A 19,497-nucleotide genomic window follows, 5' to 3' on the forward strand; every position below is an offset into this window, starting at 1 on the left:
GAAGATTATTCGGCGGCAGCAAGGCGAGCCGCTCGAACCCCTTGCGACAGCCCGCTGACCAGCGTGGCGACGGCCTCGGCCGGATCGGCAGTCTTTTCGCCTTTCGGCCCGAGCACGTTGGCGACGGCATTGACGATCGCGGTGCCGACGACGACGCCGTCGGCCGACGCGCCGATGATGCGCGCCTGCTCGGCGGTCTTGACGCCGAAGCCGACGCAGACCGGCAGGTCGGTATGGCTCTTGATGCGCTTGACCGCTGCCGCCACCTTGCCGGTATCGGCCAGCGCCGAACCGGTAATGCCGGTCATCGAGACGTAGTAGACGAAACCCGACGTGTTCTGCAGCACCTTGGGCAGGCGCTTGTCGTCGGTGGTCGGCGTCGCCAGCCGGATGAAATTGATGCCGGCCTTGAGCGCCGGGATGCAAAGCTCCTCGTCCATCTCAGGCGGCAGGTCGACGACGATCAGCCCGTCTATACCGCTGGCCAGCGCGTCGCTCAGGAAGCGCTCGACGCCGTAGATGTAGATCGGATTGTAATAGCCCATCAAGACGATCGGCGTCTCATTGTCGCCGGCGCGGAATTCCGAGGCCATCTTCAGCGTCTTGACGAGAGTCTGGCCGCCCTTCAGTGCCCGCAGGCCGGCCGCCTGGATCGCCGGACCGTCGGCCATTGGATCGGAAAACGGCATGCCGAGCTCGATGATGTCGCTGCCGGCGCCAGGCAGCGCCTTCATGATCGACAGGGACGTGTCGTAGTCGGGGTCGCCGCCCATGAAATAGGTGACGAGCGCCGGTCGGCCTTCGGCCTTCAGCTTTGCCATGCGGCGATCGATGCGAGTGGCCATGATCAGATCTCCATGCCCAGCATATTGGCCACTGTGTGCACGTCCTTGTCGCCACGGCCGGACAGGTTGACGATGACGATCTGGTCCTTGTCCATATCAGGCACGATCTTCACCGCCTGCGCGATGGCATGGGCCGATTCCAGCGCCGGAATGATGCCCTCGACGCGTGTCGTCAGCTGGAACGCCTCCAGCGCCTCGTCGTCGAGGATCGGCACATAGTCGACGCGGCCGGAATCGCGCAGCCATGAGTGCTCCGGCCCGACGCCGGGATAGTCGAGGCCGGCCGAGATCGAGTGGCCGTCCATGATCTGGCCGTCGGCGTTCTGCAGGAGGTAGGTGCGGTTGCCATGCAGCACGCCGGGCGCGCCGGCACTCATCGAGGCGCAATGCTCGATGCCGTCGAGCCCGCGGCCGCCGGCTTCGACGCCGATGATGCGCACCTGCCTGTCATCCAGGAAGGGATGGAACAGGCCGATGGCGTTCGAGCCGCCGCCGACACAAGCGATGATGGTGTCCGGCAGCCGGCCTTCCTGCTCGAGGATCTGGGCACGCGCCTCGGTGCCGATCACCGACTGGAAGTCGCGCACCAGCTCCGGATAGGGGTGCGGGCCGGCGGCGGTGCCGATCAGGTAATAGGTATCCTCGACATTGGTCACCCAATCGCGCAGCGCCTCGTTCATGGCGTCCTTCAGCGTGCCGTGGCCGGCGGTCACCGGCCGCACCTCGGCGCCCAGAAGCTTCATGCGAAAGACGTTGGGGCTTTGCCGGGCGACGTCGGTTGCACCCATATAGACGATACAAGGAAGGCCGAAGCGCGCCGCCACTGTAGCGGACGCGACGCCATGCTGGCCGGCGCCGGTCTCCGCGATGATCCTCGTCTTGCCCATGCGCTTGGCGAGCAGGATCTGGCCGAGGCAGTTGTTGATCTTGTGCGAGCCGGTGTGGTTCAGGTCCTCGCGCTTGAAATAGACTTTTGCGCCGCCCCCGAGGCCCTTAGCCGCGGAAACCCCGCGAAGATGCCGGGTCAGGCCTTCGGCGAAATAGAGCTTCGACGGCCGCCCGGCGTAATGCGTCGAGAGATCGGTCAGTTCGGCCTTGAAATCCGGATCGTTCTTGACCTCGTTCCAGTGCCGCTCCAGCTCGAGGATCAGCGGCATCAGCGTTTCGGCAACGAAACGACCGCCAAAAATGCCGAACATGCCCTGCTCGTCGGGGCCGGTGCGGAAGGAATTCGGTATCGCCGGCTTATCCATCGCCGATCTCCTGGTCTGTGGTTTGAAACGCGGTCAGGCGGCGCGGTTGTCGCGTGCTGCCCCGACGGCCCGGAAAAATTGTTCGATCAGCGCCGGTTCCTTGACGCCCGGCGCGCTCTCCACGCCCGAGGAAACATCTATTCCGGGCGGGTTCGCCAGCCGAAGGGCGTCGCCGATATTGCCGGCATTGAGCCCACCGGAAAGCATGTAATCAACGCCGGCGTCAAGGCCAGCCAGAATGCGCCAGTCGAAGGCAAGACCGTTGCCGCCCGGCAATTCCGAACCCTTAGGCGGCTTGGCATCGAACAGGAAGCGGTCGGCAATGCCGATGAAGGGTTTGACCCGCCCGAGATCGGCGGCCTCGCTGACCGGCAGCGCCTTCATCACCGGCAAGCCGTAGCGGGCCTTCACCTCGGCCACCCGCTCAGGGGTTTCGGCGCCGTGAAGCTGCAGCATGTCGGGCTGCATTTTTTCGACGATCTCATCCAGAAACGCGTCGCCGGCGTCGACCGTCACCGCAACCGCCTTGGCCCTGCCGCGCGCCGCTTCGCGCAGGCGGCCGGCTTCCGCCGGCTCGATATAACGCGGGCTTTTGGCAAAGAAAATGAAGCCGACATGGCTGGCGCCGCCGGCCAATGCCGCGGCCAGTGCCTTGTCGGTCTTCAACCCGCATATCTTGATGTCTAGCGCCATGGCGCGGGATTGGCACGAAACGGCCAAAGAGTCGAGAAAAAGCATCCCGTTTGCCGCCAGCGCGGAACGCGCTACCTTGCTAATGTAAGCGCGGAACGCGCTACCTTGCTAATATAAGAGCGCAACGCGCTACCTTGCTCAGGCACAAAGGCGGGAGAACAAAGATCATGCCGGAAAAGACCGTCGCGGAACTCAGGCAAAAGCTGGCGCAGGCCCATGAGGTCATCGCTCATTTGATGGACAAGGCAGCCTTCAACGGCGCCGAGGCGCACCGGGCGCTGGCTTATTTCAGCAACGATGGCTTCGAGAAGGATTTCTTGCCCTGGCCGCGCCATGTCGATGAGGGGTTGCGGCCGGAGGAGTTGAACGCGGCGAATGACGATTGAGCAATTGAGCCCTGATCAAAAGCGCACACTGTCAATGGAGTGTTCCTCCTCTCAACGCGCGACTTAGGTTGTTCATGGCCTCCAACGGAAAGTCATGTTTGCGCCAGTTTTCCTTGTAACCTTCGAGGCCATGTGTGTTCAAAACCTCACGCGCGGCACTGAGAACTGCTTCTGCGAACTCTCGCAGCCCGCATGTGGCTTCAAGTTTCACCTCGCCGAAGTCGTCTGGCTCGTCAGACCAGATTTCTGAAAATTCCAGTATCTGCACTCTGACAAAAGCGCCTTCCGGCACCAGTACGAAGCGATACTCACCGGGTTCATCACAGAAGCGTGCGACCGAATACCTGGTGCCTTTCAGCGCGTTCAGCGTAGCGCCAAGCAGCTCGTTGAGGGCATCGCCCAGATAAGACGCCGCCACGGTCGCCTGAAGGTCCCCGACCGTGACATCGCACATCGCCCAGCCCGCTCCAATCAGCCGGTATTCGATCCGCGCAGGCATCAATCACTCGAACGCGATCGCCTGCAGCGCGCCGCCATTGCGCTTGAGCCAGTCCTTGCAGCGCTCGGTATCCGGGCAAAGCTGCTCGCATAATTTCCAGAATTTCGGGCCGTGGTTCATCTCCTTGAGATGCGCCACCTCATGCGCGACGAGGTAGTTTATCACCGGCCGCGGCGCCATCATGATGCGCCAGGAAAACGACAGATTGCCGTCCGACGTGCACGATCCCCAGCGGCTCGACGTATCCTTGAAGCGGATCGCCTTGGCGCGCTTGCCGACCGCCGCACTGTGCTTGGTCACCAGCGCTTCGATCTCGCGCTTGGCTTCGCGCTTGAGGAAATCGGCGATGCGGCGCGGCAGATGCACGCGTTCGCCATGCACGATCATCAGCGGCCCGCGCTCGTCGCGCGACAGCGTGACGGTTCCGCGTTTCGACGGTTCATGGACGATGCGATGCGGCACGCCGCGCACCGGTACCTTGATGCCGGGCCGCACCTGCGGCCGGTTGGGTACCTTGGCCAGCCTTTGCTCCAGCCAGTCCTGATGGCGGTCGAGGAATTTTTCCACCTCGCCGCGGCGCAGCCCCGGCGGCACGGTGATGCGCAAACCGCGGCCGCCGGAATCGATGCGCAGCGTCAGGCGCCGCGCCCGGTCGTTCTCGACGATCTTGAGCGGCAGCGTGCGGCCGGCAACGCAATGCTCGCGCTCCACGACGGGCGTGGGCTTGGGTTTCGTCGGGGTGCGGAAGAAGCCGAAGGACATTCCGGGACGATACGTGATTCGAGGGAAACGACTAGAACAAAAAAGAAACGGCGCCGCTGACGCGACGCCGTTGGATTATCTATCTGGGCACGGGACCTTACTCGTCGAGCAGGCCTGGCGTGGAGTTGCCGCCGCGTTTGTTGTTCGTCGTCGAGCCGGTTGACCCACCCGTCGTGGGCGACTTCGACTTGTTGCGGTTGGCCATGAAGCGATCGAACTCTTCCTGGTCCTTGGCGCGGCGCAATTCGCGGGCATATTCATCGAACTCGCTCAGCATCTCGTCGAGCTTGCGGCGTTCCTCGGCAAGCCGCTCGAGTTCCTTTTCGCGCCAGTCGTCGAAAGCGACGTTGCCGGTGCGTGCAGAGCCATGGCCCCAGCGCGCGGCCCTGTCGGAACCGCGGCGGCAACCGGCGAAGATGCCGTCGGTGGCGCGGTTGACGTCGCGCTTGAAGCCCTCGAGCCGATCGCCCCAGATGATGTAGGCGAGCATGGCTAAGCCGAGCGGCCAGAACACCATGAACCCGATCACCATCAACGCGATGGTCGCCGGCGTCCAGGCCGGACGGATCAATGCAGATGTGTTCATTTCTTCCAATCCTTCAGTTGGAGACAGCCAAATCCGGCTGCGTGGAATCGAAATGGGATGAAGAAAACGGCGATTCAAGACAGCAGCCGCCAAAACCGGACAAGCGGCTGAAATGATTATCGCTTTTTGAGCTTTTCGAGGAAAAGAGCAGCTAGGCCCCGTAAGGGGGCAATGCCGCCGACGGTTCTGCAGTGAAAATCCAGCGCCGATCGCGTCTGCTGGCTGAGTGCAATGGTTTGACGCTTCGAAGCCGTCCGTTCAAAAATCCAGAGGCGCATTGTCGACGACCTCTTTCATCACGAAGAAGGTTCTCGTCTGGCGAACGCCGGGCAGTGCGATCAATTGGTCCCCGTGGATTCGGTTGAAATCCGCCATGTCACCAACCCTGATCTTCAGAAAATAATCGAAGTCGCCTGCCACCAGATGGCAGTCGAGGATGAATTTCAGTTTGGCGACGGCCTTTTCGAATTCCGCGAAACTCTCCGGGGTCGAACGGTCGAGTACGACGCCAACCATCACCAACGCGCCTCTGTCGACCTTCTGCGGGGTCACCATCGCCCTGACATGGCTGATGTAGCCTTCATCGAACAGGCGTTGCGTCCGGCGGTGGCACGTCGCCGGGCTAACAGCGACCGACTGCGCCAACTCCGCGTTGGTCAGTCGCCCATTGCCCTGGAGCAGGCGCAACATTTTCAGGTCGATCCGGTCGAGCGCTGCGCGCATGAAAGATTCTTCCGTTATTCAGATTAAGACTCGAATATATATGACATTTCAATGCCATGAAGCGATATTTTGGATATTGTGGGCTCGATCTTTGAGAGCACATTTCAAGGCAGAGCTGATAGTGTTCATCGCACCACACCGCAATGAATGGAACAAGCGAGGGCACTCTCATGCTCGAGAAATTCGAACGTTATCCGCTCACATTCGGGCCGACCCATATCGAGAAACTGGAGCGGCTTGGTGGCCATCTCGGCGGGAAGGTCGATCTCTATGCCAAGCGGGAGGATTGCAATTCCGGCCTTGCCTTCGGTGGCAATAAACTGCGCAAGCTCGAATACATCGTCCCGGACGCGATCGCCTCAAACGCCGATACGCTGGTGTCGATCGGTGGCGTCCAATCCAACCATACGCGCATGGTGGCGGCCGTCGCGGCGAAGATCGGCATGAAGTGCCGCCTCGTGCAGGAAAGCTGGGTGCCCCACGAGGACGCCGTCTACGATCGCGTCGGCAATATCCTTTTGAGCCGGATCATGGGCGCTGATGTCCAGATGGTCGATGAGGGTTTCGACATCGGGATTAGGGAAAGCTGGGAACAGGCAATCGCGGATGTGAAGGCCAAGGGTGGCAAACCCTATCCAATTCCGGCCGGGGCTTCGGTACACAAATATGGCGGCCTGGGCTATGTCGGCTTTGCCGAGGAGGTCCGCGCGCAGGAGAAGGAGCTCGGCTTTGCCTTCGACTACATCGTCGTTTGTACCGTCACCGGTTCGACTCACGCCGGCATGCTGGTCGGCTTCGCCAAGGACGGCCGCGAGCGCAAGGTGATCGGCATCGACGCATCCTGCACCCCGGCGCAGACCAAGGCGCAAGTGCTCAAGATCGCGCAGAGCACCGCGACGCTGGTCGAACTCGGCAAGGAGCTCGATGAGAACGATGTCGTCCTGATCGAAGATTATGCCTATCCGGTCTACGGCGTCCCCTCGCAGGAGACGAAGGAAGCAATCCGTCTCTGCGCGCGTCTTGAAGGCATGATCACGGATCCGGTCTATGAGGGAAAATCCATGCAGGGCATGATCGATCTCGTGAGCAAGGGTTATTTTCCCAAGGGATCGAAAGTGCTCTACGCCCACCTTGGCGGCGCTCCGGCCATCAACGGATATGCTTATGCGTTCCGCAACGGCTGAATCTACCCCGCCTGCCGCACCATCGCGTCCACTGCCCGCACCAGCATGTCGAGATCTTGAGGCCGCGACAGGCGGTGGTCGCCGTCCGGAATGAGCGACAGCGTGACGTCGTCGGCCGGCAGCAGGGCGACCAGCTTCAGCGCATGGTTCGATGGCACGTCGGGATCGGCCAGGCCTTGCAGGATGTGGACCGGACAGTGCGTGTCGATCGGCCCGGTCATCACCCGGTTGTTGCGGCCGTCCTCGATCAGTGCGCGCGTGTAGATGTACGGTTCGGCGGAATAGTCCGACGGCTCTTCGAAAAAGCCCTTTTTCCTGAGGTCGCGCTTCTGCGCCCCGGTCAGCACCGGCTCCACCAGTTCGAACGTGAAATCGGGCGCCGGCGCCAGCAGCACAAGGCCGGCGACGCTGTTCTCGCCCGCCTTGCGCAACTCCTGCACTATGCGCAGTGCGATCCAGGCGCCCATCGACGAGCCGACCAGGATTTGCCTGCCCTGGGTGAAACGGCGGAAAACCGCCAGGCTCTCGCCCAGCCATTTCGAGATGGTGCCGTCGGCAAAGGCGCCACCCGATTCGCCGTGGCCGGAATAATCGTGGCGCAGAAAGGCGCGACCTTCTTTGCGCGCCCATTCCGACAACGTTTCGGCCTTGGTGCCCAGCATGTCCGATTTGTAGCCGCCGAGCCAGACGATGCCGGGCTCGGCACCTGTCGCATGCCTGACGGCGATGCTCGTCCCGTCGACGTCCAGAAAGATCGGGGTGGTGGTCATGATGTATTCCCTCACGCCGGTCTTTTGACACAGCAAGGCATTCAACGAAAAGTGCTCCGCCACTTTCTTCGCTTGGTGCAGAGGAGCATTCCATCGAGCAGGTGATTTCCTGAGAATGCTGTGCTATTGACTCCGACCGCGCGCTCACCACATTGCGCGTTCGCAATTCTGAACTGAAGAACCCCTTAACGAAACGGCTCAAGGAGACCACGACCATTCGCAGACCTTTCAAAGCAGCGGCGCCCACCAAGGAAGGCCCGCGCTCCAACCGTGACATCCGGGTTCCCCGGGTCCAGCTAATCGACGCCGAAGGCCAGAACCGCGGCGATGTCTCCATCAACGATGCATTGCTGCTCGCCGAAGAGGCGGGGCTCGATCTGGTCGAGATATCGCCCAATGCAGTGCCGCCCGTCGTAAAAATCCTCGATCTCGGCAAGCTGAAATACGCCAACCAGAAGAAGGCGGCCGAGGCGCGCAAGAACCAGAAGGTCATCGAGATCAAGGAGATCAAGATGCGCCCGAACATCGACAGCCACGACTATGAGACCAAGATGAAGGCCGTCCGGCGCTTTTTCGAGGAAGGCGACAAGGTCAAGCTGACATTGCGCTTCCGCGGTCGCGAGATGGCGCATATGGAACTCGGCATGCAGCTTCTGAACAAGGTTCGCGAGGAAGTGGCGCCCATCGCCAAGGTCGAAGCCGAACCGAAGCTCGAAGGCCGTCAGATGATGATGGTGCTGGCGCCCCGCTAAAGCGCGTTGCGCTTTAGTTCTGTTTTGTGCATGTCGTTGTCGCAAAACCGCTGCGCACTTTTGGGCGACGTGCATAAAATCCGCCTGAATCATGTTGCAAGGCGTCCCGGCGATCGGCGGGGCGCCTGTTTTCTTGGCCAGACGCTGCGATCGCCGGCGAGAGCAAAGACGCTCTGGTTCCCTCGACGATCGGATTCCCGACATGGTCAATGACGTCAAGCATTCGGAAGCCAAATATGGGCTGGGCAGCTACCAGCACACGCGCAGGATGGTGCTTGCCGTCGTCGTCGTCGTCCTGTTCGCGATGCTTTTGTTCGGGCAGTCGGTTTTTCCGCCCGATACGCCTGTGCATGAAACGATCGAAATGGTCGGCGTCGTGCTGATCTTTCTCGGCATCGTCGGACGCTTGTGGTCGACGCTCTATATCGGCGGTCGCAAATCCTCCGAAGTGGTGACCGGCGGACCCTATTCGATCACCCGCAACCCGCTCTATGTCTTCTCTACTTTAGCTGCCGCCGGTGTCGGCGCACAGATCGGCTCCATCACCGCCACGATCGGCTTTGGAGCGCTCTGCGCGGGTGCCTTTTACATCGTTATCCTGCGCGAGGAGAAATTCCTCAAGCAGGCTCTCGGCGCGCAATACCAGGCCTACCTGGCGAAAGTGCCGCGCTTCTTCCCGAAACTGTCGCTGTATCAGGAAGGCGACACCGGCAGCTTCAAGCCGCGCCTGCTGCGAACCACGCTGCTGGACGGGCTGGTGTTCCTCGTTGCCTTGCCGGCTTTCGAACTGATCGACGGCGCCCAGCAGTCCGGCATATTGCCGGTGCTGTTCCGTTTCCCCTGAGCACTGCAAGGTTGCTGAGCACTGGGTGTTGCGCGCGCCCTCGCTTTGACGTATACGACCGGCGTTCCAAAAAAACCGCCCGGCAGGGCATGCCGTGGCGGTTTCATTTGCTTTTCGGGCTTTGGTCGGCCTGAAGCGAACAAAGAGCGCATTGGTGCGCATATAAACGGAGTAGCAAAATGCCCAAGATGAAGACCAAATCGGCCGCCAAGAAGCGGTTCAAGATCACAGGTACGGGTAAAGTTCTGTCGGCTGCGGCCGGCAAGCGTCACGGCATGATCAAGCGTTCCAACAAGTTCATTCGAAATGCCCGCGGCACGATGGTTCTGGCTGAACCGGATGGCAAGAAGGTCATCAAGAATTTTCTGCCGAACGGCCTCTAGGGCATGATGCCAAAAAGTTGCAGACTTTTTGGAAAACATCATGCGCCAAAATAAGGGCATTCGGTCTGGACACGCATTTGTTTTACGCAATTCCGAACGGAAAACCGCCAGGCACTTTTCTTGGAATTGCTTTTAAGGAGATCATGACATGGCACGCGTAAAGAGAGGCGTCACCTCGCACGCCAAGCACAAGAAGGTCCTGAAAGCCGCCAAGGGTTTTTACGGCCGTCGCAAGAACACCATCCGCATCGCCAAGCAGGCGGTGGAAAAGTCGCTGCAGTACGCCTATCGCGACCGCAAGAACCGCAAGCGCTCGTTCCGCGCGCTGTGGATCCAGCGCATCAATGCGGCGACGCATGAGCATGGCCTGACCTATGGCCGTTTCATCGACGGTCTCAACAAGGCCGGGATCGAGATCGATCGCAAGATCCTGTCGGACATGGCCATCCACGAGCCGCAGGCCTTCGCCGCACTCGTGGCCAAGGCCAAGGTCGCGCTCGAATACCTGAAGAATACCACGCCGAATGCTTTTGAAAGCGCTGTCGCTTAAGACCAGCGCTTCCCAAGCTATTCGACACTTGATTTGGGAAACCCGCGCTGGCAGGGCTGGCGCGGGTTTTTCTTTGCTTCCAATCGGATCTGGAACATGAGTGACATGGAAACTCTCGAAAATTCCCTGATGGCCGAGATCGCCTCGGCCGCCGACGAGCAGGCGATCGAGGCGGTGCGTGTCTCGGCCCTCGGCAAGAAGGGCTCGGTTTCCGAGATGCTGAAGACGCTCGGCTCGATGAGCGCCGAGGAGCGCCAGGTCAAGGGCCCGGCGATCAACGGCCTCAAGAACCGCGTCACCGAGGCACTTTCGGCGCGCCGCGCCGAGCTGAAAGATGTGGCGATCACGGCACGGCTTGCCGCCGAGAAGGTCGACGTCAGCTTGCCGGTCAGGCAATCGCCGGCCGAGCGCGGCCGCATCCATCCGATCAGCCAGGTCATCGACGAGATCGCGGCGATTTTCGGCGATCTCGGCTTTGCCATCGCCGAAGGTCCGGACGTCGAGACCGACTATTACAATTTCACCTCGCTGAACTTCCCGGAAGGCCACCCGGCGCGCGAGATGCACGACACGTTCTTCTTCCAGCCGGACGAGCAGGGGGAGCGCAAGCTTTTGCGCACCCACACCTCGCCGGTGCAGATCCGCACCATGGAGATGCAGAAGCCGCCGATCCGCATCGTCATTCCCGGCAAGACCTACCGGCAGGATTCCGATGCCACCCACTCGCCGATGTTCCATCAGGTCGAGGGGCTGGTGATCGACAAATCGGCCAACGTCGCCAACATGAAATGGGTGCTGGAGGAGTTCTGCAAGGCCTTCTTCGAAGTGCCGAGCGTCAAGATGCGCTTCCGGCCGTCCTTCTTCCCGTTCACCGAGCCCAGCCTCGAGGTCGACATCCAGTGCGACCGTTCGCGGCCCGGCGAGGTGCGCTTCGGCGAGGGCTCGGACTGGATGGAGATCCTCGGCTGCGGCATGGTCCACCCCAATGTGCTCCGTTACGGCGGGCTCGATCCCGACGAATACCAGGGCTTCGCCTGGGGCATGGGCATCGACCGCATCGCCATGTTGAAATACGGCATGCCGGATCTGCGCGCCTTCTTCGACGCCGATGTGCGCTGGCTGTCGCATTACGGTTTTAGGCCGCTTGACATGCCGACGCTGTTCGGGGGCTTGAGCGCGTGACGACCGGGCCGCAGCAAATCCGCGGGCAGCTCGCCTTCCTGCACATGTCCGACGCGCGGCCGCATAGCTTCAAGTGCAGCGTGCCCAGACCAGACGGAACACAGTCATGAAACTCACCCTCTCCTGGCTCAAGGATCATCTCGAGACCGACGCCTCGCTGGCGGAAATCGTCGAGCGTCTCACCTCGATCGGCCTCGAGGTCGAGCATGTCGACGACCGGGCGAGCCTGGCTCCCTTCGTCATCGCCAAGGTGCTGACGGCGGTCCAGCATCCCGACGCCGACCGGCTTCGCGTGCTGACCGTCGACAGCGGCGACGGCAAGCCGCCGGTGCAGGTCGTGTGTGGAGCGCCGAACGCCCGCGCGGGCCTGATCGGCGCCTTTGCAGCACCGGGCACCTATATTCCCGGCATCGACGTGACGCTGACCGTCGGCAAGATCCGCGGCGTTGAAAGCCACGGCATGATGTGCTCCGAGCGCGAGCTCGAATTGTCCGAGGAGCATGACGGCATCATCGACCTTCCGGCCGATGCGCCGGTCGGTACCAGCTTCGCCGCCTATGCCCATCTCGACGACCCGCTGATCGAGATCAATCTGACGCCGAACCGGCCGGATGCGACCAGTGTCCATGGCATCGCCCGCGATCTGGCGGCGAGCGGGCTCGGCAGGCTGAAGAGCGCGCCGATAGAGCCGATCCCCGGCAAGGGCGAGACGCCGGTCAAGGTGACGATCGAAGCGCCGGAGCTCTGTCCCGGCTTTGCGCTGCGCCTGGTGCGCGGCGTCAAGAACGGACCGTCGCCGAAATGGCTGCAGCAAAGGCTTCTCGCCATCGGCTTGAGGCCGATCAGCGCGCTCGTCGATATCACCAATTACGTCACCTTCGACCGCGGCCGGCCGCTGCATGTCTTCGACGCTGCGAAGGTCACCGGCAATCTCGCCGTGCGCCGGGCGCGTGATGGCGAAAAGGTGCTGTCGCTCGACGGCCGCGAATACACGCTGACGCCGGAGATGTGCGTCATCGCCGACCAGGACGGCATCGAATCGATTGCCGGCATCATGGGCGGCGAGCATTCCGGCTGCGACGAGAACACCACCGACGTGCTGATCGAGTCGGCGCTTTGGGACCCGATCACCACCGCCCGCACCGGCCGCACGCTCGGCATCATTACGGATGCACGCTACCGCTTCGAGCGCGGCGTCGACCCGGAAATGATGGTTCCCGGCTTGGAGCTGGCAACGAAGCTGGTACTCGACTTCTGCGGCGGTACGCCGGCGCAAACCGAAGTCGTCGGCTATGCCGGCCATCAGCCGAAGATCGTCTCGTTCCCATTGTCGGAAGTGAAGCGGCTGACCGGCATCGAAGTGCCGCGCTCGACAAGCCTCGACATTCTTGCCCGCCTCGGCTTCAGGCCGGAGGGCACGGGCGATGTCGTCAATGTGGCGGTCCCGTCCTGGCGGCCGGATGTCGACGGCAAGGCCGACCTGGTCGAGGAGGTCATGCGCATCCACGGCGTCGACAACATCGCGCCGCAGCCGCTCGGTTCGCACGATGCGGTCAACGCCAGGATCCTGACTGTGCTGCAGATCCGCACCCGCGCCGCCAAGCGGGCACTTGCCGTGCGCGGCATGATGGAGGCCGTCACCTGGTCGTTCATTCCGGCAAAACACGCCGAATTGTTCGGCGGCGGCCAGCAGGCGCTGAAGCTTGCCAACCCGATCGCCGCCGATATGTCGGACATGCGGCCGTCGCTGCTGCCGGGGCTGATCGCGGCAGCGCAACGCAATGCCGACAAGGGCATCGGCGATGTCGCGCTGTTCGAAGTGTCGGGCACCTATGAAGGCGACGGCGCCGACCAGCAGCGGCGTGTTGCCGCCGGCGTGCGGCGCGGCACCGCCAAGCTCGAAGGCTCCGGCCGCCATTGGGCCGGCAACGCCGGCGCCGTCGGCGTCTTCGATGCCAAGGCGGACGCGATCGCAGCACTCGAAGCCTGCGGCGCGCCGGTCGAGCGGCTGCAGATCGAGGCCGGCGGCCCGGCCTGGTATCACCCCGGCCGCTCCGGCACGATCAAGCTCGGGCCGAAGGTAATCCTTGGCACGTTTGGCGAGTTCCACCCGAAGACGCTGGAGGGGCTTGACGTCTCCGGTCCGCTTTGCGGCTTCGAAGTGTTCATCGATGCCGTGCCTGAGCCGAAGACCAAGCCGACGCGGACAAAGCCGAGACTGGATCTGTCCGCCTTCCAGGCAGTCAAGCGCGATTTCGCCTTCGTCGTCGACAAGGCGGTCGAAGCCGGCACACTCGTTCGCGCCGCCCTTGCCGCCGACCGAAAGCTGATTTCCGGCGTCTCGGTGTTCGATGTTTTCGAGGGTGCAGCGCTCGGCGCGGCGAAGAAATCGATCGCCATCGAAGTGTCGATCCAGCCGGTCGAAAAGACGCTGACCGACGAGGATTTCGAGGCGCTGGCCAAGCGCATCGTCGAGAATGTCGGCAAGCAGACCGGCGGCGTGCTCAGAACCTAGAACGGATGCGATGATGGTTCACACCAGCAAACTCTCCATCACCTGGCTGGCAACTCACATCGGGACGATCGACGGCTTCTTGGATGACCAGGAATGCGCCGATCTGATCGCCGACAGCGAACGGCGTGGTTTTGAGGCAGCCAAGGTAAACAGCGCCGGCGGCGCCACCGTCCTGAAGGAGCTTCGCAATAACGACCGGGTTGTCTTCGATGACGAGGACCTTGCGGATTTGCTCTTCGCACGGGCGCGGCCTCTGCTCTATCGTGGTCTCGGCGACTGGCGCTTGACCGGGCTGAATGAGCGTTTCCGTTTCTATCGCTATGGGCCGGGCCAGAAGTTCGATTGGCACCATGACGGCTATTTCGAGCGCCACTCCTTGGAGCGCAGTCAGTTCACGTTCATGATTTATCTATCAGATGGATTTGAAGGGGGAGGAACCTCGTTTCGCGGCGAGATGCCGGGCTATGCCGGTAGCAGTCTTCTGGTGAAGCCGAAGAAAGGAATGGCACTGGCGTTCTACCATCCGATCGAGCATCGCGGCGACGAGGTGCTGTCGGGGCGCAAGTACGTCATCCGAACGGACGTGATGTACAAGCGCCAATGAAACGCTGTCCGTTCTGCCGCTGAGCTAAACGCACCTGACCCCGCTGGAAGTGTTTTTCGTCAAGGAGTTCTGCCGTTCCGCCGGCGTTTCTCCTGACATGATGCGTGCGCTGAAAGTCAACGAACGCAGCCGCGATCCTGTAGGGTTCATGACCACAATTGTTGCCTCATCGGTTCCCCCGGAATTGCGCTTTGAGAGTCGAGTGTTCAGTTCGCTTCGGGTAGCGTGCGTTGGACCTGACCAGCTTCTTTGCGGCATGGTGCTGTTCTTCGATGAGATTGAAGGAAAGCTAGATGCGATCGAAGGCTTTGTGTATGGCGAAGAATGGCGGTCAATCGAGGAGCCAGTCTTCTGGTCCGAGACCGACCGAACAATGAGCCTTGGGCGGGAGGGAAACTAGCCTGCAGAAATGGGCGTCACGACGCCCTTTCCGATAATTGCACAACCCATGGCGCGCTGAGGACCTAGAGGGGTTGCCGGCAGGTGACGAATCGCCGTCCAAAGGGCGATGGACCATTTGCGCTATTGCGGGCTGTCTTTCGAGAAACAGCGTGCAGTCTTTCTCGATATCGTCTCGGCCGATCCGCTGATTGCCGAGACGCTGTCGCGGGTACGGGCGCTAGGCCTGCCGGACTGGCTGGTCGTCTCCGGCGCGCTTTACAACAGCGTCTGGAATCACCTGACCGGAAAGCCCTCGGGGTACGGCATCCGGGATGTCGACCTGTTCTATTTCGATGAGAGCGATCTGTCCTATGAAGCCGAGGACACGGTCATCCGCCGGGCGGCGAAGCAGTTCGAAGGACTGACGCTGCCGGTCGAAGTGCGCAACCAGGCGCGGGTGCATCTGTGGTTTGAGGCGCGCTTTCGCGGTTCCTATCCCAGACTGTCGTCGTCCGCCGAGGCGCTGTCCTATTTCGCTTCGAAAACCCATGCGGTCGGCGTTAGATTCGGCACCGATGGGCAACTGGCGCTCGTGGCGCCGTTCGGGCTCGACGACATCTTCTCGTTTCGCGTTACCCCGAACCGTGCACTGGATAATCGGCAGACGCACGAGATGAAGGGCGCGCGTGCCAGGGAGAACTGGCCGGAGATCAGTGTCGTGCCTTGGTAGGAAATGTCGGCGCGAGGCACCCCCCTCTGCCCTGTCGGGCATCTCCCCCTCAAAGGGGGAGATCGGATGTCGCCTCGGCTTTCGCCAATCACCGGCGCCGGAAGGGCGGGCAGGGCGCGGGAACTGCCAATCTCCCCCCTTGAGGGGGAGATGTCCGGCAGGACAGAGGGGGTGCCTGGCGCCGAGGTCTCACAACGCTTCGCATCGCACCGTATTAGTGAAAAAGGGGTGCCGAAACGCCCCGTTTCGATTACGCCGTCGATTGCCGTTCACCCGTTAACCAGGGCCAGCAGCTCCTCGGTATAGCGCTTGCCGACCACCTTTTCCGGCGACAGCGCGTCGCCGATGGAGGCCACCTCGGCCTGGCTCAGCACGATATCGGCTGCCGCCGTATTCTGTTCGAGATGTCGTATCTTGCGGGCACCAGGGATCGGCACAATGAAGTCGCCCTGATGCAGCACCCAGGCGAGCGCCAGCTGCGCCGGCGTCACGCCCTTCCCGGCGGCCATCTTTTCCAGCACGGCGACGACCGCCGCATTGGCCGCCATGGCGTCGGCCTGGAAGCGCGGCAACCCACGGCGCCAGTCGTCGGCGCCGAGAACATCGGGCTTGGCGATCGTGCCGGTGAGCAGGCCGCGGCCGAGCGGGCTATAGGGGACAAAGCCGATGCCGAGCTCGCGGCAGACGGCAAACACTTCCCCCTCCGGATCGCGGCTCCACAGTGAATACTCGCTCTGCACGGCGGCGATCGGGTGCACGGCATGCGCCCGGCGGATGGTCGCCGCACTTGCCTCCGACAGGCCGAGCGCCCGCACCTTGCCCTCGCGCACCAGCTCGGCCATGGCGCCGACCGTATCCTCGATCGGCACGTTGGGGTCGACGCGGTGCTGGTAATAGAGATCGATCACCTCCGTATCCAACCGCTTCAATGACGCTTCGGCCACGGCCTTGACATGCTCCGGGCGGCTATCGACACCGGCCATGCGATCCATGCCGCTGCCTTCTTCGAGGATTTTGAAGCCGAATTTGGTTGCGATCGTCACCTTGTCACGCACCGGCTTCAGCGCCTTGCCGACCAGGATCTCGTTCTCGAAAGGGCCATAGACCTCGGCCGTGTCGAAGAAATTGACCCCGATCTCGACGGCATGGCGCAGCGTGGCAATCGCCTCCGCCTCCGGCTGGCCACCATAGGCAAAGCTCATCCCCATGCAGCCGAGGCCGACCGGGTAGACCTCAAGTTCATTGCCAAGCTTGCGGGTTTGCATCAGGTGTCTCCTTGTTGTGATGGTTGTGATGCCGCAGAGATAGCGTCTTGCGCCGAGTTCGATAATCGGCTCTCATTTGCACGGGCTGTTCCAAGAAATAGATCAATGAAGCGAACCCATCTTTCACAGCTCGCGGTGCTGGCAACCGTCGCCCAGTGCGGCAGTTTTCGTGGCGCGGCCAAGGAACTGGCAATCGCGCCATCGGCGGTCAGCCATGCGGTGTCCAGCCTGGAAGCGCGTCTTGGCGTTCGCCTGCTGGCGCGCAGCACGCGCAGCGTCGCTCCGACCGAGGAGGGCGCGCAACTGCTCGAGCGCCTCAGGCCGGCGCTGTCGGAAATCGACCTGGCGCTGGAATCGGCGATCGAGGCGCGCGACCGGCCGGCCGGCAATCTCCGGCTGACCGTGCCGCGGACCGCGGCCCATCTGGCGCTGACGCCAAGGCTCAGCGCCTTTGCTGCTGCCTATCCCGACATCGTGCTGGAGATCGTCATCGAGGACCGCTTCACCGACGTCGTCGAGGGCGGCTTCGATGCCGGTGTGCGACTGGGCGAGAGCCTGCAGCGCGACATGATCGCGGTGCGCATCGGACCAGACCTTCGCGGCGCCGTGGTCGGCGCGCCAGCCTACTTCGAGACCATGCCCAAGCCGCAGCATCCGCGCGATCTCGCCGCTCACCGCTGCATCCGCTTCCGCTTCTCCAGCGGCATTCTCTACCGCTGGGAATTCGAGCAAAACGGCGAGGAGATCGAGATAGCGGTGCAAGGGCCGCTGATCCTCGACGAGGACCATCTGATTGCCAACGCCGCAGTCGACGGCGCCGGGCTCGCCTTCGTGTTCGAGGACTATGTCCGCGACGCGCTCGTCGCCGGTAAGCTCGTTCGCGTGCTGGAGGACTGGTGCCCGCGCTTCGACGGCTTCTTCGTCTATTACCCCAGCCGCCGCCAGATGCGGCCGGCGCTCAGGGCCTTTGTCGATTTTTTCAAGGTCGGCGAGTAAGCCAACCCTCCCCACAAGGGAGAGGTGGAAGAAAGCCGACCTGGCATTCGTTCACCGACCATGTCAGCACTGCCCAAAAACCAGACGGCCGGCTACGGCTGGACGGCGATCATCCTTCACTGGCTGATCGCGGCGCTCTTTATCGGCCAGTTCGTGCTCGGCTTCGTCATGGTGCGGCTGTCCAGCCAGCGCACCGCCTTCGAGCTGATCCAGCTGCATAAATCCTTCGGCTTCCTGCTGCTTGGACTGGTCATCCTGCGCATCGCCTGGCGCCTTGCTAATGCGGCCCCGCCGCTGCCGCGTTCGGTTGCATCCTTCGAGCGCCGTGCGGCGCCGCTGGTCCATCTCGCGCTTTATGCGTTTCAGCTCGCTCTGCCGTTGTCCGGCTGGGCGCTGGTCTCGGTCTCGGTGCTGGAGATCCCGAGCGTGCCGTTCAATCTGTTCGTCATGCCCAATCTGCCGCTCGGTGAATCGGACACGGCAGAAAGCTTCTGGGCAGCGACGCACTGGTATCTCGCCTATGCCGGCATCGGACTTGTCGCTTTGCATCTCGCCGCAGCGCTGCGCCATCATTTGTGGCTGAGGGATACCGTGCTGACGCGCATGATCACGGCTTCGTCACATCACGACAGGGAATAGAGCGGACGGCTCATTCGTTGATGGGGCGAGGACGCAAGAAAGCTTTGCCTGCCAAAGGACCATTTCCATGTACGCGCGCATCTTCGGATTTGCGGCCGCCGCCGCTTGTTTTGCCATGCCTGTTTTCGCCGCCGTTGCCCTTGGCGACGCGGCCGGCAGCTACATCATCAGCTCGGGGAATTCCAGCATCCACTTCTCCATCGCCAAGCTCGGCGGCGGCGGGCTCGACGGTGCTTTCTCCCGCTTCAAGGGCAGCATCCTCATCGACAACAGTGATGTCGGCAGGTCACGGGTCAATTTCACCATCTTTCCCGAAAGCGTCGGTACCGGCCAAAGCCGCATCGATGCCTTTCTCCGCTCGGACGCAGTCTTCGACGCCGCCGACAACCCGGAGATCCAGTTCCGCTCGACCAGCGTCAAACGGACCGGCGACACGTCAGCCCTGGTTACCGGCCGGCTGACGGCGCGCGGCAAGACCTTTCAGGAAAAGTTCACGGCCGATCTCGGCGGCCTCAAGGCGGGCACGATAAAATTCCACGTCACCGGCAAGGTGCTGCGGTCGCGCTACGGCATGGATGTCGGCACGCCGATTTATTCCAACGTCGTCGACTTCGACATGACGCTGACCGGCAAGCGGGGATAGTCTTTGCAGGACCGGGGTTCCCTGCCCCCGCAAAGCGGGGGAGAGGTGGCTCGGGCGAAGCCGGGACGGAGAGGGGGACGACGGCCGCCAAGCCAGAATCCTGCAGGGGCAGGGCGCGGACTGATTATGATGCGAAGCCCATAACGGGCGCGTGAACAGCCAATTCGGCCGCCGCAAAGGCCCCTCTCCGTCTCGGGCTTCGCCCGAGCCACCTCTCCCCACTTCGTCTAGGCGATTCACACATTTCGAAGCGCCCATCCATGGGCGATGGACAGGAAGTGCTGCAATCCGTGTCGGAAGGTGATGGGTCCT

Annotated in this window: 23 protein-coding genes; 14 read left to right on the forward strand and 9 right to left on the reverse strand. The window is 62.3% G+C overall.

The window, feature by feature from the left end:
• Positions 1-5: 5 nt before the first annotated feature.
• The 3 genes from trpA to NKJ23_RS23290 are packed head-to-tail and all read right to left on the reverse strand — an operon-like array spanning position 6 to position 2,791.
• Complete coding sequence (trpA, locus tag NKJ23_RS23280; RefSeq protein ID WP_352682657.1) at positions 6-845, reverse strand: tryptophan synthase subunit alpha; 840 nt, start codon at positions 843-845, stop codon at positions 6-8.
• A 2-nt stretch (positions 846-847) separates the two neighbouring features.
• On the reverse strand, positions 848-2,098 hold the full coding sequence (trpB, locus tag NKJ23_RS23285) for a tryptophan synthase subunit beta (protein ID WP_352576311.1): 1,251 nt from the start codon (positions 2,096-2,098) through the stop codon (positions 848-850).
• A gap of 33 nt (positions 2,099-2,131) precedes the next feature.
• The gene (locus tag NKJ23_RS23290; RefSeq protein WP_352682686.1) at positions 2,132-2,791 is read right to left on the reverse strand and encodes a phosphoribosylanthranilate isomerase; all 660 of its coding nucleotides are present in this window, start codon (positions 2,789-2,791) and stop codon (positions 2,132-2,134) included.
• Positions 2,792-2,958: 167 nt separating this feature from the next.
• Between NKJ23_RS23290 and NKJ23_RS23295 the strand changes: the two genes are divergently transcribed.
• On the forward strand, positions 2,959-3,177 hold the full coding sequence (locus NKJ23_RS23295) for a hypothetical protein (RefSeq protein WP_023718294.1): 219 nt from the start codon (positions 2,959-2,961) through the stop codon (positions 3,175-3,177).
• 31 nt (positions 3,178-3,208) lie between these two features.
• On the opposite strand, the gene NKJ23_RS23300 is transcribed toward NKJ23_RS23295, so the two are convergent.
• The 4 genes from NKJ23_RS23300 to NKJ23_RS23315 form a co-directional block, all read right to left on the reverse strand.
• Complete coding sequence (locus NKJ23_RS23300) at positions 3,209-3,676, reverse strand: hypothetical protein (protein WP_352568476.1); 468 nt, start codon at positions 3,674-3,676, stop codon at positions 3,209-3,211.
• 3 nt (positions 3,677-3,679) lie between these two features.
• Positions 3,680-4,438 carry a M48 family metallopeptidase gene (locus NKJ23_RS23305; RefSeq protein WP_352451640.1) on the reverse strand — a complete coding sequence of 253 codons (759 nt, stop codon included), beginning with the start codon at positions 4,436-4,438 and terminating at the stop codon, positions 3,680-3,682.
• 97 nt (positions 4,439-4,535) lie between these two features.
• Entirely contained in the window at positions 4,536-5,024 is a 489-nt protein-coding gene (locus NKJ23_RS23310) for a DUF2852 domain-containing protein (RefSeq protein ID WP_352682659.1), read from the reverse strand.
• 258 nt (positions 5,025-5,282) lie between these two features.
• Positions 5,283-5,747: an Lrp/AsnC ligand binding domain-containing protein gene (locus NKJ23_RS23315; RefSeq protein ID WP_352454794.1), complete on the reverse strand. Its 465-nt coding sequence runs from the start codon at positions 5,745-5,747 to the stop codon at positions 5,283-5,285.
• Between the two features lie 170 nt (positions 5,748-5,917).
• On the opposite strand from NKJ23_RS23315, the gene NKJ23_RS23320 reads away from it, so the two are divergent.
• A complete protein-coding gene (locus NKJ23_RS23320; protein ID WP_023677571.1) occupies positions 5,918-6,931 on the forward strand; it encodes a 1-aminocyclopropane-1-carboxylate deaminase in 1,014 nt (337 codons plus the stop codon).
• 2 nt (positions 6,932-6,933) lie between these two features.
• Here the strand turns inward: NKJ23_RS23320 and NKJ23_RS23325 are convergent, their stop codons facing one another.
• Entirely contained in the window at positions 6,934-7,701 is a 768-nt protein-coding gene (locus tag NKJ23_RS23325; RefSeq protein WP_352682661.1) for an alpha/beta hydrolase, read from the reverse strand.
• Between the two features lie 215 nt (positions 7,702-7,916).
• Here NKJ23_RS23325 and infC point away from each other — a divergent pair, with 215 nt between their 5' ends.
• From infC to NKJ23_RS23370, 9 genes are all read left to right on the forward strand, one after another.
• Entirely contained in the window at positions 7,917-8,453 is a 537-nt protein-coding gene (gene infC, locus NKJ23_RS23330; RefSeq protein WP_023677573.1) for a translation initiation factor IF-3, read from the forward strand.
• 202 nt (positions 8,454-8,655) lie between these two features.
• The gene (locus tag NKJ23_RS23335; protein ID WP_352576306.1) at positions 8,656-9,297 is read left to right on the forward strand and encodes a methyltransferase family protein; all 642 of its coding nucleotides are present in this window, start codon (positions 8,656-8,658) and stop codon (positions 9,295-9,297) included.
• Positions 9,298-9,476: 179 nt separating this feature from the next.
• A complete protein-coding gene (rpmI, locus tag NKJ23_RS23340; protein ID WP_006201248.1) occupies positions 9,477-9,680 on the forward strand; it encodes a 50S ribosomal protein L35 in 204 nt (67 codons plus the stop codon).
• A 148-nt stretch (positions 9,681-9,828) separates the two neighbouring features.
• On the forward strand, positions 9,829-10,230 hold the full coding sequence (rplT, locus tag NKJ23_RS23345; protein WP_006201247.1) for a 50S ribosomal protein L20: 402 nt from the start codon (positions 9,829-9,831) through the stop codon (positions 10,228-10,230).
• Positions 10,231-10,326: 96 nt separating this feature from the next.
• Positions 10,327-11,412: a phenylalanine--tRNA ligase subunit alpha gene (pheS, locus tag NKJ23_RS23350; protein WP_352682663.1), complete on the forward strand. Its 1,086-nt coding sequence runs from the start codon at positions 10,327-10,329 to the stop codon at positions 11,410-11,412.
• A gap of 106 nt (positions 11,413-11,518) precedes the next feature.
• Positions 11,519-13,927, forward strand: a complete 2,409-nt coding sequence (gene pheT, locus NKJ23_RS23355) for a phenylalanine--tRNA ligase subunit beta (protein ID WP_352682665.1) — start codon at positions 11,519-11,521, stop codon at positions 13,925-13,927.
• 10 nt (positions 13,928-13,937) lie between these two features.
• Positions 13,938-14,531 carry a prolyl hydroxylase family protein gene (locus NKJ23_RS23360; protein ID WP_352682667.1) on the forward strand — a complete coding sequence of 198 codons (594 nt, stop codon included), beginning with the start codon at positions 13,938-13,940 and terminating at the stop codon, positions 14,529-14,531.
• A gap of 49 nt (positions 14,532-14,580) precedes the next feature.
• A complete protein-coding gene (locus NKJ23_RS23365; protein WP_352682669.1) occupies positions 14,581-14,931 on the forward strand; it encodes a hypothetical protein in 351 nt (116 codons plus the stop codon).
• A 108-nt stretch (positions 14,932-15,039) separates the two neighbouring features.
• Positions 15,040-15,642 (forward strand): nucleotidyltransferase family protein, encoded by a 603-nt coding sequence (locus tag NKJ23_RS23370; RefSeq protein ID WP_352682671.1) that lies wholly within the window; start codon positions 15,040-15,042, stop codon positions 15,640-15,642.
• Positions 15,643-15,911: 269 nt separating this feature from the next.
• On the opposite strand, the gene NKJ23_RS23375 is transcribed toward NKJ23_RS23370, so the two are convergent.
• Positions 15,912-16,907 carry an aldo/keto reductase gene (locus NKJ23_RS23375; protein ID WP_352682672.1) on the reverse strand — a complete coding sequence of 332 codons (996 nt, stop codon included), beginning with the start codon at positions 16,905-16,907 and terminating at the stop codon, positions 15,912-15,914.
• Positions 16,908-17,012: 105 nt separating this feature from the next.
• Between NKJ23_RS23375 and NKJ23_RS23380 the strand changes: the two genes are divergently transcribed.
• The 3 genes from NKJ23_RS23380 (at position 17,013) to NKJ23_RS23390 (ending at position 19,185) form a co-directional block, all read left to right on the forward strand.
• Positions 17,013-17,903 carry a LysR family transcriptional regulator gene (locus NKJ23_RS23380; RefSeq protein ID WP_352682674.1) on the forward strand — a complete coding sequence of 297 codons (891 nt, stop codon included), beginning with the start codon at positions 17,013-17,015 and terminating at the stop codon, positions 17,901-17,903.
• Positions 17,904-17,963: 60 nt separating this feature from the next.
• Positions 17,964-18,542, forward strand: a complete 579-nt coding sequence (locus NKJ23_RS23385) for a cytochrome b (RefSeq protein WP_352682676.1) — start codon at positions 17,964-17,966, stop codon at positions 18,540-18,542.
• Between the two features lie 67 nt (positions 18,543-18,609).
• Positions 18,610-19,185 (forward strand): YceI family protein, encoded by a 576-nt coding sequence (locus NKJ23_RS23390; RefSeq protein WP_352682678.1) that lies wholly within the window; start codon positions 18,610-18,612, stop codon positions 19,183-19,185.
• Positions 19,186-19,497 lie beyond the last annotated feature (312 nt).

This window comes from Mesorhizobium sp. M0184, assembly GCF_040322215.1.
Classification (GTDB): domain Bacteria; phylum Pseudomonadota; class Alphaproteobacteria; order Rhizobiales; family Rhizobiaceae; genus Mesorhizobium.

Coding starts and splice junctions, on each gene's coding strand:
- NKJ23_RS23380 (WP_352682674.1), top strand. CDS start 17,013: ATGAAGCGAACCCATCTTTCACAGCTCGCGGTGCTGGCAACCGTCGCC.
- rplT (WP_006201247.1), top strand. CDS start 9,829: ATGGCACGCGTAAAGAGAGGCGTCACCTCGCACGCCAAGCACAAGAAG.
- NKJ23_RS23360 (WP_352682667.1), top strand. CDS start 13,938: ATGATGGTTCACACCAGCAAACTCTCCATCACCTGGCTGGCAACTCAC.
- pheS (WP_352682663.1), top strand. CDS start 10,327: ATGAGTGACATGGAAACTCTCGAAAATTCCCTGATGGCCGAGATCGCC.
- NKJ23_RS23370 (WP_352682671.1), top strand. CDS start 15,040: ATGGACCATTTGCGCTATTGCGGGCTGTCTTTCGAGAAACAGCGTGCA.
- NKJ23_RS23295 (WP_023718294.1), top strand. CDS start 2,959: ATGCCGGAAAAGACCGTCGCGGAACTCAGGCAAAAGCTGGCGCAGGCC.
- trpA (WP_352682657.1), bottom strand. CDS start 845: ATGGCCACTCGCATCGATCGCCGCATGGCAAAGCTGAAGGCCGAAGGC.
- NKJ23_RS23305 (WP_352451640.1), bottom strand. CDS start 4,438: ATGTCCTTCGGCTTCTTCCGCACCCCGACGAAACCCAAGCCCACGCCC.
- pheT (WP_352682665.1), top strand. CDS start 11,519: ATGAAACTCACCCTCTCCTGGCTCAAGGATCATCTCGAGACCGACGCC.
- NKJ23_RS23315 (WP_352454794.1), bottom strand. CDS start 5,747: ATGCGCGCAGCGCTCGACCGGATCGACCTGAAAATGTTGCGCCTGCTC.
- rpmI (WP_006201248.1), top strand. CDS start 9,477: ATGCCCAAGATGAAGACCAAATCGGCCGCCAAGAAGCGGTTCAAGATC.
- NKJ23_RS23300 (WP_352568476.1), bottom strand. CDS start 3,676: ATGCCTGCGCGGATCGAATACCGGCTGATTGGAGCGGGCTGGGCGATG.
- NKJ23_RS23310 (WP_352682659.1), bottom strand. CDS start 5,024: ATGAACACATCTGCATTGATCCGTCCGGCCTGGACGCCGGCGACCATC.
- NKJ23_RS23320 (WP_023677571.1), top strand. CDS start 5,918: ATGCTCGAGAAATTCGAACGTTATCCGCTCACATTCGGGCCGACCCAT.
- NKJ23_RS23390 (WP_352682678.1), top strand. CDS start 18,610: ATGTACGCGCGCATCTTCGGATTTGCGGCCGCCGCCGCTTGTTTTGCC.
- NKJ23_RS23375 (WP_352682672.1), bottom strand. CDS start 16,907: ATGCAAACCCGCAAGCTTGGCAATGAACTTGAGGTCTACCCGGTCGGC.
- NKJ23_RS23385 (WP_352682676.1), top strand. CDS start 17,964: ATGTCAGCACTGCCCAAAAACCAGACGGCCGGCTACGGCTGGACGGCG.
- NKJ23_RS23335 (WP_352576306.1), top strand. CDS start 8,656: ATGGTCAATGACGTCAAGCATTCGGAAGCCAAATATGGGCTGGGCAGC.
- trpB (WP_352576311.1), bottom strand. CDS start 2,098: ATGGATAAGCCGGCGATACCGAATTCCTTCCGCACCGGCCCCGACGAG.
- NKJ23_RS23290 (WP_352682686.1), bottom strand. CDS start 2,791: ATGGCGCTAGACATCAAGATATGCGGGTTGAAGACCGACAAGGCACTG.
- NKJ23_RS23325 (WP_352682661.1), bottom strand. CDS start 7,701: ATGACCACCACCCCGATCTTTCTGGACGTCGACGGGACGAGCATCGCC.